A 13,081-nucleotide genomic window follows, 5' to 3' on the forward strand; every position below is an offset into this window, starting at 1 on the left:
ATAAATTACTCTTCGCGCCTCACACTCATTATTAAATGATTGCCGAATTTGGAATTCTTTGCTGCAATACTAGGGCTTGTGGGTAATAGTCTCACAAAGAAGGCGATCGCGTTGGTCAACATTAGGGTTGTGTTTGAGATAATCATCAACCCAGTTGCAACCACGCAGCAGTAGATCATCAATATCTAAGTTCCACAGAATGATTGTGTTGTCATCACCAGCCGAAGCCAATGTTTGACCATCTGGACTAAAACTGACACTTAATACTGCCCCCTGATGCCCAGTGAGGGTTTTAATCAGTTTGCCCTCACGGCTCCAGAGTTTGACTGTACGGTCCCAACTTGCAGCTGCAAGCAATTCACCATTAGGGCTGAAAGTGACAGCGTTAACGCTGTCGCTATACCCTTTTAACAAGGTTTTTAACAACGTACCGTCCCGCCGCCATAACTTCACGGTGTTGTCCCAACTGGCAGAAGCCAACAACTGGTCAGTGGGACTAAAGCTCACACCTAACACCCAACTATCTTGAGGTGAGAAAGTTTTTAGCAAGGTACCATCCCGCCGCCACAGTTTTATAGTTTGATCGTCACTCGCAGAAGCTAAAAGCTGACCATCGGGACTAAAGTTGACGCTATTTACCCAACCATTATGCCCGACCAAAGTTGTGAGCAAGCGACCATCACGGTTCCAAAGTTTTACTGTTTTATCTTTACTGGCGGAGGCTAATAACTCACCATCGGAACTGAAACTCACGCTCATGACGCTATCGCTATGCCCAAGGAGTGTTTTCAATAAAGTGCCATCACGCCGCCACAGTTTCACCGTTTTGTCATAACTTGCTGAGGCCAGCATCTCACCCTTGGGATCAAAACTCACACTTGGGACTTTATCGAGATGCCCCTGCAAAGTCTTGTAGAGTCGGGTTTTCATATCATTGCTTCTGGTATCTCGCTGCCAGAGTTTCACTGTGCGATCGCGACTGCCAGAAGCTAGCATCTGACCATCGGGACTCCAAGCTACGCTCAAAACTCTACTCTTATGCCCTTTGAGAATAGGTAGTATTGGAGCATCTAGACGCCACAATTTGACGCTTTTGTCATAACTTGCTGATGCTAGAAGTTTGTTATCTGGGCTGAAAGCTACGCTAGCAACAGCATCACTGTGTCCTTTAAAAGTGTTCAGTAAGGTGCCCGTGGTGCTCCAGAGATTAATAGTATTATCATTACTTCCGGATGCCAGAAGTTGACTATCAGAACTGAAATTGAGGCTCCAAATTATATTGTTATGCTGCTGTAAGGTTTTGCTAGGACGAAAATTAAAGCTGTTTTTACTACTATTGCGCTCTCTGCGCCAAAGTTGGATTATTTTATCTCTACCTCCAGATGCAAGTAGTTGACCATTCGGGCTAAAAGCTACAGCAGTTACACCTTGCCGATGTCCCTGTAAGGTGGTTACTAAAGAGCCATCTCGCCGCCAGATTTTTACTGTTTTATCTTCACTAGCTGAGGCAATAAATTGTCCATCAGGGCTGAAGGTTACCCAGTTAACCCATCCTTGATGTCCCCTGAGGACTTTGACCAAACTACCATCCTTACGCCAGAGTTTAATGGTCGCATCCTTACTCCCAGTCGCTAACAATTCGCCGTCAGGACTGAAATTGACACTGTAAACCCAATCTCCATGCCCTTCAAGGGTTGTGTATGGCTGTGGGTTAAATTCACCTGTAATTGCATTTTTGTGCCAAATTTGCACACTTTTATCGAGGCTGGCAGAAGCTAATGTTTGACCATCAGGACTAAAACTCACGCTAGTGACAGCATCGCTATGACCTTTGAGAGTTTGTAGCAAAGTCCCGTCAGGACGCCACAGTTTTACCGTCTTATCTGTACTGCCTGAAGCCAATAACTGACCATCAGGACTGAAAGTAACACCCCAGACAATATCACTGTGCCCTTCTAAGCGATTTTGCTCTTTAATACCATAAACGGCTTGTTGCAAGGCTGTCACCACTCGCATTTTCGTTTCTGCTTGCACTCCATCTGCCTGTTTTAATCTTTTCCAAGCCCGCAAACTTTCTAATAGGGCATCAAACTCTTTATTGGACGCAAACAGGGCCTCGCTTGCGGCAGTAATAGCACTGATTTTAAAATTAGTTTCGCTACGTTCTGCTCTCAGAGTTTGGCGAATTGCGGCTCTTCTCTGTAAGTCAGCTTGCCACCATAATACTGCTATTGCTCCGGCCATCATTGCCAGTGCGCCGCCTGCTATGCGCGCTTCTCGCAGTCGCCGTTGCAAAACCAAATTAAGTTGCTCTTGAGAGAGCTTTTGCGCTACTTCAGCTCTATCTTTTTCAAATCTGACTTTTTCTAATTCAGCGACCATGCCATAATTGTTTTTTTGGCGAATCGGTTCAACTAAGTAATCGTGAACGAGCTGGTAGCGATCGCCTAACTCTTCTGGCTCTCGTAATACTAATCCCGACCCCACCAAAATTTCTAAAATAAATTCCCAAGACGAGTCAAAATCAGATATTGCAGCAAAATTATTCCCTAGAGCAACAGCTAAATCAGCTTTTGTTTTTAAAGGTCTTGTGCCTTTTTCATCAGTTAATTCCAACAATAATTTCCAACTACGCTCTTCGTTTTCCTGCCCACAATCTTTGATAACTTCCTCAAGCCACCGTTCAACCAGTTTTGCTGAGCTGCCACACAGCTTGTATTGTGCGAGCGTAGTAATATTTTCTGCTTGCAGTTGAGCACCAACTATCTGTAGCTCAATTGGATGTACTTTATCCAATTCTCCTGCTAAATCCTTTACTAATTGGTTAATTAACTCATCAGTTATTTCATAATGTGAACGTTTAGTCAGACTCTGGATGATATTGATTGCATCATCACGGTCAAAATTTCCTAAGTAGTAGCGAATATCCTTATCTAAGATATTTTTGTTAATTACACCTAAATCATATAAACCATCACTATTTTCTTTACTTAAACGCTCAAACTCTAATAAATAATGTAAATAATCTTCACGAATAGCTAAAATTATTTTGACATAAGGAATATTTAAACATTCGCTAAAAAACTTATAAAATTGGACTTTTTTTTCAGGAGAGGTACTAATAAAGAAAAATTCTTCAAATTGGTCAAAAATAATAATTACTGTATGATTGCGTTCAGAGGCTAAACGGAGTTTTTCAATCAGTATAGTTGGGGTAATTTCCACATTAGCTGACATTTCTGTCTGTGCCATTACTTGATTAACATTGCGCCCCAATGCTGTGACCCAATCTGTATAAACAGATAAAACAATTAGTAAAGGAATACGTTCACCAATAACTTTTCCTTTCAAAGCTGGTACTAAACCAGCTTTGAGAATTGAACTTTTACCTACACCTGATGGTCCATGAATTACCGTAAGTTTGTAGTCGGCACGAGTAATTCTTTCAATCAAACGCTTGACATCTTGTTGCCGTCCAGAAGCAGCTATTTCCTGAGCCACTTCCTCAGGAATAAAGGGTATTTTTTGCGGCTCCAGTACCGGGTTGATCCTGTAGCGTTGTGGCTGCAATTGACTGGCTCCAATGAAGGCGCGAAAGCCGTACTGATGTTCTATTTGAATTTTTTCTTGTTTTAGGCTAAAGGCTTCTGTATAGTTATGACGCTCAACAAAGTAAAGCGATCGCAACTCTTCTAAAATTTCTAAATAAAGCGATGGTTCATACTGTAATTCACAAACCACTCTTGCCCATTCTAAGTTATTGATGGCTTCTTCCCACTCACCCAAATGACGTTGTGTACGCGCCAGCAACAAAAGATACCAGCTTTCCTGTCGGCGTGAAACTTCTGTCGCCAGTTCTGCAATAGAAAGTGCCGTATTCGCTAATTCATGGGCTAGTATCCAATTTGACTCAGAAGCTGCCACATCTGCTAGAAAGCCATAATCCTGGGCAACCTGAGCAGGATCACCATAAGTTTCGTGCAACCTCAAGGACTTTTGGGCTAATTCTTCTAATTCTTCCCAATTTTGTAAGCGTTGCAGCATTTCGCAAGCAGGTAATATAAATTTGGCAACTAAGTCTTGTCGTTGTGCCTCCTCTAAAATTTCTAGACATTTCCTAAACCACAAAAGAGCATCTTGCCAATACTTGCTATCAGCACCTTGGTATAAATCTGCCATCCGACGGTAACAAAGTCCCAGGTGAAATATAACTACTGCCTGCCGAAGAAGTGGTGGAGATGGCAACATTGGCGGATGAGGGGAATATACTTCTAAATTCTCTTCTAAACCCCTAAATCCACTCTCTTCTGAACCCACCTGCTGCCAAAGTTCTAAGCTTCTTTGATAGTGAACTAAAGCATCATTAACTTGATCGTTAGCATATTCATCACGCCCTAAGACAAATTCTAAACTTGCTTCTAATTCTGGATCTAGTTTGACACCATATAAGCGCAACAAATCACTACGAGCCGACTCAATTTCACGGCGATTTTGCGACTTGGGAGCTAAATCAAGTGCATCATTAGATAAAAATCTATCAGCACCTGCTTCTAAAACCCTAGCAAACAAAGATTCTGTTTCTTGCCGAATCAATGCAATTAAATACTCTTTTGCTAATTCAAATTTAATTGTAGTTGCAGCCCAGCTTTTAAAATCGGGCGCTAACCTAGAAAGCATTGATGCCACTTCATCTTGTAGCCAAAAAATTAATGGAAAAGGAAAAGTAGCAGCATAGATATCTCTTGCTTGGTTAGCACCAGCCAGAAAATTATCAAGAGCGATAATAGACTCTAGCCCAAAAACCATCACAGCCGATGGCATAGTGTCCTTAACAACCACAGGATGATCTAAAAATAGTTCTGTGATTATTTGAGTGTGTAAAGCATTCGTTGATGGCTGAAGAAATATCTCCCGGATATTTATGTCTTTGGTGAGTAAGCGGAGATTACCCAACATTTGCTCACGTAATTGCCCATAGTTACATCGGACTAAAATCAAAGCAAATTGGCCTTTGGAGAGCTTGATTGCCCGAATCATCCTTTGCAGAGCATGCTGATTTTCATTGACGATAGCTGCTGTGAATTGCCACTTTGTCATAAGTAAGAACCGGGCTAGAGAAAGGAAGAATAAAAAATTACACATCAAGCAGCAACCAGAATACTTGCCGATACTTGGTTTTACATTTTGCAAACAGTTTCCAAGAGAAGCCACTACGTTGATGGCTGGCAGTAGCGAGGCATGAGCGCCACCGCTAAGATTCTGGGGAGCTAATGCGTTGGGTGGCTCTGCGAAAACTCAAAAGATAGCAAGTGCTGCGGTTATTTTCATCAAAGACGCTAAAAAACTTGCCTTGCTTGTAGACGCGTAGCTGCTTCTTTTCATCTGGCATAGAGTACCCGAGTTAGAGAAAGTGGGGAACTTTTCATGAAATAGCAACCTTTTCAAAAACAATTTTGAATTGTTATTTGTTTTGTTGCCAAGTCAGGACTTTTTCTGTTTCTGCTAATGCTGGACTAATGCCAAACCAGCGTCCTTGAGGATCGCGGTATTCAAATAAATACATACTTCGCAGTAAGCTCTGGTAGTCGGACTCGCCTTTAACACTTTGCTGCTGGACTACTTCAAACAGTAATTTCCATTGGTATTCATCAATAGCTAGTAGCAGGTCATCCCGGTAGTCCTTGATTACGGCTTCTAAGCATTCTCTAGAGAAAGGCGGATCTTGGCGTTGTAAGCAACTATAAAGCAAACCTAATAAATTACGAATATGACCGCCACTGACACGGCATATACGACCTAAGGTGTCTGGATGATCGAATAAATCTGTAATTAATAAAGGTCTCTCATTCCAGGGAATTTCTGGAAAAGCTCTTGCTAAGACTAGCTGGCGCAATAGCGACATCCCCGGTTCATAGTCTTCACCATCTCTTTGCCGCACTAAAACCATCGGCAATACTTTCGGCGCAATTCCTCCTCCTAAGCGATTTTTTAGAGTTTCATACTCATTAGAAAATATTAAGGCTAAGGGAATTGTGTATACTAAGTGGCATTTAAGTCGGCGTAACTGCTCACCTCGATCGATAAAAAGATACTCTGGTTGCGTGCGCCCAGATGCTACAGGCCGCATATCAACCCGATCTAAGTTATCTACAATTACTACTAATCCTTTTTGACCACGTTGCTTGAGCTGTTCAACAGCTTTTTCTAATATCTCCTCGTTAATTGCTTGCAAAATACTATTAGTACGTGGCTCCAGATATTGTCTCAATTGATTGCGCATCTGAGCACTATCTTTAGTTTTGGCAGTAATTTTGGCAATGCCTAAGGATAATTCTGCTTGTCCTGATAACTCTATAGGGGTCTGCAAAAAATCCCCGATTTCTTTAAACAAATTGTTAAAGTAGCCAGGTTTGAGTTTTACACCGATCCCTTCTAAACTGACACTGACTTGACGAGCTACACTCAGCAAAATATCACTGATATCGATATCTGCCATATCTAAGTCTTGGCTGGATTCAAAATAAACTACATGAAATCCTGCTACTTCCAGCTCTGCTTTGAGACGTTGCAACTCTGTGGATTTACCACAACCAATATGACCCGTAAATAATTGGCAGGTTGGCTCATCTGGAGAAATACGGCTGATAGTACGTTGTAATTCTTCAACAATCTTGCAACCACGTACATCAGAGAAATCTATATAGTACTGCTTATCCAGTACTTCACCCATATTTAGTGTGTAGCTTGGGTTACATGCTTTATAAAAACGTGACAAATTTAGTGTCGTTCTCATGTAGATGCAGATGTAAATTTAGATGCGGTTTTTTTTGTATCTTTTGCTATGCAAAATCTTTAGATAATATAGAGGCGCGGAATTCACTCATTCACAATTAGGTTTTACACGATAGAGATCTCAAAGCGGGAGCGCTGCAAGTAGCAGTCAGTAGAATGGTAGAGAGCCAGTTCTTCCTTATACGTTAAGTGTATCTGTCCTTTTTACAGCTGCTGTGAAGCTTTTGACAATCTATAGTTTCTACTTGATGTAGCAAAAAGCCTAATGCTGAGTTTATGTGTAAAAAAAGTTACTATTTAGTCTAGATTTAGAATTTCATCATAGATGCTATGCATAACACTTAAGTTGGTTTTTGTCAAAAAATAGTAAAAAATTTATATTTTAATTAATATTTTGTAATTATATGCAAAAAACTCAAATGTCTGTCTGTTGTAAATGACACTTGGAGATGTTTAGAGAAATGGCACTGAATTAAAGATTGAGTTAGACACAAAAACCGCCAAACAAAGCATTATAAAGTTTTTTAGACAAATTTTTCTTGCTGATTTTTATTCCTATGTTGGTTTATCTTCGGAGCACTCAGGTTTGATCCTTGGCAAAATATTTAATTTTGCTATGATTCAGATCTTGCAAAGATACAATTATCGCTCCCAAGTTATAACTGTATAAGTACTATGCCATATTTAAGCTCAATATACGTAAATAACTGTATTTTTTAAGTCATTCAATGTAGCTTTTGTGGCTAATAATGGCTGTCAGGCTACTATAAAATTTTACATACGGTCTACAATAGACATCGCTAACTTTTCATCGAAACTTCCTGGCGCCACAATCCTGGTGTACTTGCTGTAAAGTGATTACTAAAAACTGAAAATAGTATTGAGAAGAGAGTTTAGAAGATCCCGACATAGTTTACTGAAATTATTTAACGAGCCGAGGGTAACAACAACTTGAACTGAAATCAGAAAGAGGTGTAAATGGCTGGACTACTATCAGTTTCCCGCACGGATTTAGCCAAACGCCGTAGAAAATTACGGAGACAGCAACAGATGAAAATTATTCAGGCTCTCTGGCGCACCTTTGCTATTAGTAGTCTGGCAGGATGTTTGTTTTGGGTGGCAATCCAACCAATGTGGGTGCTAAATGCTCCCAAACAAATTGTAATGAAATCAGGTAACCAATTACTCTCAGATGAGACGATTCAGTCACTGTTAATGTTATCCTATCCCCAGTCTTTATGGCGGATTCAACCGTCGATTATCGCTGACTCTTTAAAGCGACAACCAATGATTGCACAGGCGAGCGTTACTCGTCGTCTATTTCCGCCTGGATTAATTATTGAAATCAAGGAAAGAGTACCTGTAGCGATTGTTCAACTTCCTAAAGGTGGGAATACAGACGGTATGAGTAAACAAGTATCTATGGGTTTAGTAGATGCAAGTGGAGTTTGGATGCCTCTAGAAAAATATATATCACTGAATCCTACTGGAAAATTGCCCACTCTTAAAGTAATTGGGTCGCCAGAGCAATACCTACCTTATTGGACTCAACTGTACCTATCAGTGAGCCAAAGTTACGTAAAAGTAATGGAAATTGATTGCCAAGATCCAACCAATTTAATTTTGAAAACGGAACTAGGCAATGTCCATCTTGGTCCACCAAGTTCTCAATTATCTGAACAAATGAAGATCCTGGCTCAAATGCGCCATTTACCCAGCAAATTAAATTCTAGCCAAATAGAATATATTGATCTTCAAAATCCTGAAAATCCCTTAGTACAATTGAACCAAAAAAAAATTAAAGTTAATCTTCGAACTCCCTAGAAAGGTCCAGCAGGCTTAATGTATCCAAAAGTCTTAGCAATTTAAGAAGTTTATGCTACTAAATATATTTATTATTTTTTTAGTTTTTCAGTACTCAATACTAAAATAGGCGTTAACTTCTGGCTAAAATTAAGGGATTTTTTACAAAATTTCCTTTAAATTAAGTAAGAGAAGCTCAGTTTTTACTCTACATTTAATGATAGGGTGCAAGCTTTTAGAAAACCTAATGATGTCTTCTAGTCTGGAAACGCTCTTTGCGTAAGCAATTTTCAACCTAACCCAGATAGTAAAACAAAAAATGGTGAGTTTCTCTTTAATATCTAACTTATAAAACAAGCATACTGGTGTAGAGAGCCAAATCTTAGCTTGCTGTAAGATGAATGCTTAGTAATCTTATCAATAGTGTGTCGAGGATAATTCCAAAGACAGGTTGCAAAAGTTCCTTGGCATAACGAGGAATTTTGCCATATTTTCGGTAAGCATTGCTTCTGGAAGGTTAGCATTGTTCTTTGTTGACTGTAACCCGTCTGTGTATTGCAGCGACACCAGTACAGATTTCTATAGGGTAGAATATTTGTCCAACCAATGTTCCGTTAAGGCGAACCAAACAGCTCATTAATTAGGGTTGTTGTATAAATCCACAAGCAAATTCTTTCTGACCCAAACCTACAGATAGGTAAGTAGAGGGCAAATTTTGTGTAATAAGGTGCGACCATATCCATTAGTGAAACCCATTAACCATATTCTGAAAGCAGTAAACAAGACGCGTCGTAACGCGTCTTTACAAATTGTGCAATCTGAGTGTAATTTTGGGTGTAGAGTTACTTGTACTGTAGGTAAATGTATATTTAAGCACGTAAAGCTTTGCCGTGAAGCCAGATTTAGTATTACCAATAATTTCAATCTACAGGATTTTTCTTTGGAGGAAAATTATAAAATATACAAAATTAACATTCTAAGAGTGGCGAGAAAAGCAAAAAAAATCAATACTGTTAGTTGTAAAATTAGTGACCAATCTAAATCATTAGTAATAACAGAGGAAGAACATTGGAAATGCCAAATAAAACTCAAGCTAAATCGACAGCCTAATAGTGAAGCTATTAATATTTGGTTGAGGTTATACAGATCATTTTTAAGTAAATATAGGTATACTTCTCTAGAACTAGTTGTACGATCGGCTGCCTTCTTGGCTGATGCTGTAGCGAAATTTTGCACTGACAATCCTGTTAGGGTTGGAAGTAGTGAGAACAATAAAGAACACTGTCATTATCTATGGCAGTGTCACACTATAGTTGACTCTTAGGTGAATAACACCTGAAAAAGTCGTTTATCTACCTTTCACAAATCCAATGACACTTGATAATAACCAAGGGCTTACCTACAAAAATTCCCAATCTGTGGGACAGTCAGGATTCTCACTGGCTGTTAACTCGAGTAATCCTTTTAATCACTCTGGGCTTAATTTCGGACAAAATCATGATGGTAAGAAGATTACTGCTGAAAGTAACAGAATTGGCGAGATTGTTCCGGGTCGAGTTGCCAACATTAAAGTGATTGGAGTGGGTGGCGGTGGTGGTAATGCCGTTAACCGCATGATTGAGTCAGATGTCAGTGGAGTGGAGTTTTGGTCAATTAATACTGATGCTCAAGCTTTAACTCTAGCAGGTGCTCCTAGTCGGTTACAAATAGGGCAGAAACTGACTCGCGGTTTAGGTGCAGGTGGTAATCCTGCTATTGGCCAAAAGGCAGCTGAGGAATCACGAGATGAAATTGCTACAGCTTTGGAAGGTGCTGACTTGGTATTTATTACCGCTGGTATGGGAGGTGGCACGGGAACTGGTGCAGCCCCAATTGTTGCAGAAGTAGCAAAAGAAATGGGTGCTCTCACTGTAGGTGTTGTGACACGTCCATTCGTATTCGAGGGACGCCGTCGTACTAGTCAAGCAGAGCAAGGCATTGAAGGGTTAAAAAGTAGGGTGGATACGCTGATTATTATTCCTAACAATAAACTTTTGGAAGTGATACCGGAGCAAACGCCTGTGCAAGAAGCGTTTCGCTATGCGGATGATGTACTGCGCCAAGGGGTGCAAGGTATTTCTGACATCATCACAATCCCTGGTTTGGTCAACGTTGACTTTGCCGATGTCAGAGCGGTAATGGCAGATGCGGGATCAGCATTAATGGGAATAGGAGTTAGTTCTGGGAAATCAAGAGCCAGAGAAGCCGCGATCGCGGCCATTTCTTCACCTTTATTAGAATGTTCTATTGAAGGAGCCAGAGGAGTTGTTTTTAATATTACTGGTGGTAGTGACCTTACCCTGCATGAAGTGAACGCTGCCGCAGAAACAATCTATGAAGTGGTTGATCCCAACGCCAATATTATTTTTGGTGCGGTGATTGATGACAGGCTTCAGGGTGAAGTACGGATTACTGTAATTGCAACTGGGTTTACAGGTGAGCTACAAGCAGCACCACAACAAACTGTAGCGAATACAAGAGTTACAGCACCCCCACCAAAGCGTCCTGTATCACAGCCACCTGCTGCTAGCCCTCCAACACCAATTGCAGAGCCAAAAGAAAAACCTGTATTAGATATTCCTGATTTTCTCCAACGGCGGCGTACCCCACCAAAAAATTAAGTGGTGCCAGAATTGTGGATTTGAGATGGAATTTTCAGATCTGGTTGAGCGCTGTATACAAACTGCTGGGTATTGAGTTTCTTCAGGGCAGGAGTCAGCAATTCCGGATTCATCGCTGATATAGCTAATCACTGACGAAACTCTTCAACACTAAAAACAAAACCTCATGAACTTGGGCAGGAGTCTTTTGAACTCAGATGTCCTCTGGTGCGTTTGGGACAAAACTGTGAGGATCGAGGTTTTGAATAATACCATTGCTTTTTTACTCCTGTTAGCATTTGTCTTAAAAATGGGAAGACTAACCCAGCGAAGGCTGCACTTGCTTATTTAAGTTGGCGAGGGTGTTAGGAACATTACACTAGGTGTAGGCTTCCCTTAGGTAGAAGGCAAAGAAATTAGAAAAGGTAAATAATTTTTATTTTTTACTTTGTAGAGTCTGCTCAACCCATACCAGGACACGACGACCAAGGCTAGTACCATTTAATCTGTCGATCTCGCGAACTCCAGTTGGACTGGTTACGTTGACTTCGGTAAGGTAGCCGCCGATAACGTCAATACCTACAAAAATTAAACCGTCGTGGCGTAAGTTTTCGGCTATTTGGTTACAAATTTCATGCTCTCTTGAGGTAATTTCAGTTTGAGCAACTGTACCACCAGCTGCCATATTATTGCGAAAGTCACTGCCACTAGACAGGCGATTGAGGGCACCAATCGGTTCGCCATTAAGTAAGATAATTCTTTTATCTCCGTCTTTTGCCTCTGGTAAGTAGGTTTGTACCATAACTGGTACTCGTCCTTGAAAAGTACTAAGTTCAACAATGGAGTTGAAATTGCGATCGCTTGATTGTAAAAATAAAATCCCTTCCCCAGCTTTGTTGCCTAATGGTTTAAGAACTGTTGCCCCTTTTGCTTCCACAAATTTCCTGATAACCTGCTTATCAGCACTCACTATGGTTTCTGGAATTACATTGGTAAATTGGAGGGCATACATTTTTTCGTTTGCACCTCGGATACCCTTTGGACTGTTAATTACTAAGGTTTTGTTTTGGTCGATGTAATCCAAAATGTAGGTTGCATAGAGGTAGGAATCGTTGACTGGTGGATCTGTCCGCATAAATACAGCATCCATTGTTTCTAGGCAAGTTAAAGAACGTTGGGCGTCGCTCAACTTGTACCAAGGATTAACTGCAAAATAGCGTCCCTCAACCAACTGCACTGGTATAAGTTCTATTCGCTGTAAAATAGCCCAGGCTTTGCCCTCTACTACACTCAGCAGATTGGCCTGCGTTACCCAAACTTCGTGTCCTAGTATTTGCGCTGCTTCCATTAGGGCAACACTAGTATCATGGCATGGATCAAGCTGATGGATGGGATCAATGATAAAAGCTAGTTTCACGCTTTTTGCCTCAATCACCAGGAAAATTAACGTTATTCAATTTAGATTATCCCCTGATGTTTCAGCTGATTTACAATTACTTCTATTGTCAAAAAGCGTAATTCTAATAATTTGTCCTTCTATACACTATTGCTAGAAGTTAGTAGCTCATCTAGCTTGCCTTGGCTTTCTAAAGCATGAATATCATCACAACCACCAATATGATTGTCATTGATAAAAATTTGTGGTAAAGAGCGTCTTCCATGTGCTCGTTGAGCCATTTTAGCCCGCGCTGTCTCATCTCCGTCGATGCTGTATTCGATAAATTTTACTCCCTTATTATTCAGCAAATTTTTCGCCCGGATACAAAATGGGCAAGTCCTCCAGGTATAAATTTCTACTTTAGCTGCCATAACGTCCTCAACTTGATTTAATATTCTTAATTTTAGAA

General features: G+C 40.5%; 7 protein-coding genes. 2 read left to right on the forward strand and 5 right to left on the reverse strand.

All coding sequences use genetic code 11. From position 1 onward, the window contains the following. Nucleotides 1-69: 69 nt before the first annotated feature. The 3 genes from BV375_RS02915 to BV375_RS02920 form a co-directional block, all read right to left on the reverse strand. Complete coding sequence (locus BV375_RS02915) at nt 70-5,097, reverse strand: hypothetical protein (protein ID WP_086757085.1); 5,028 nt, start codon at nt 5,095-5,097, stop codon at nt 70-72. Between the two features lie 154 nt (nt 5,098-5,251). After that, complete coding sequence (locus BV375_RS36480) at nt 5,252-5,389, reverse strand: hypothetical protein (RefSeq protein ID WP_166507355.1); 138 nt, start codon at nt 5,387-5,389, stop codon at nt 5,252-5,254. 72 nt (nt 5,390-5,461) lie between these two features. After that, nucleotides 5,462-6,793, reverse strand: coding sequence for an ATP-binding protein (locus tag BV375_RS02920; RefSeq protein WP_086690046.1), 1,332 nt, complete (start codon nt 6,791-6,793; stop codon nt 5,462-5,464). Between the two features lie 977 nt (nt 6,794-7,770). Here BV375_RS02920 and BV375_RS02925 point away from each other — a divergent pair. Continuing rightward, the gene (locus tag BV375_RS02925; RefSeq protein WP_086757088.1) at nt 7,771-8,616 is read left to right on the forward strand and encodes an FtsQ-type POTRA domain-containing protein; all 846 of its coding nucleotides are present in this window, start codon (nt 7,771-7,773) and stop codon (nt 8,614-8,616) included. Nucleotides 8,617-9,965: 1,349 nt separating this feature from the next. Continuing rightward, complete coding sequence (gene ftsZ / locus BV375_RS02935; protein ID WP_086757091.1) at nt 9,966-11,255, forward strand: cell division protein FtsZ; 1,290 nt, start codon at nt 9,966-9,968, stop codon at nt 11,253-11,255. A 415-nt stretch (nt 11,256-11,670) separates the two neighbouring features. Here the strand turns inward: ftsZ and gshB are convergent, their stop codons facing one another. Further along, entirely contained in the window at nt 11,671-12,651 is a 981-nt protein-coding gene (gene gshB, locus BV375_RS02940; protein ID WP_086757203.1) for a glutathione synthase, read from the reverse strand. A 119-nt stretch (nt 12,652-12,770) separates the two neighbouring features. Next, the gene (gene grxC / locus BV375_RS02945) at nt 12,771-13,043 is read right to left on the reverse strand and encodes a glutaredoxin 3 (RefSeq protein ID WP_086757093.1); all 273 of its coding nucleotides are present in this window, start codon (nt 13,041-13,043) and stop codon (nt 12,771-12,773) included. Nucleotides 13,044-13,081: the final 38 nt, after the last annotated feature.

This window comes from Nostoc sp. 106C (assembly GCF_002154725.1).
GTDB lineage: Bacteria > Cyanobacteriota > Cyanobacteriia > Cyanobacteriales > Nostocaceae > Aulosira.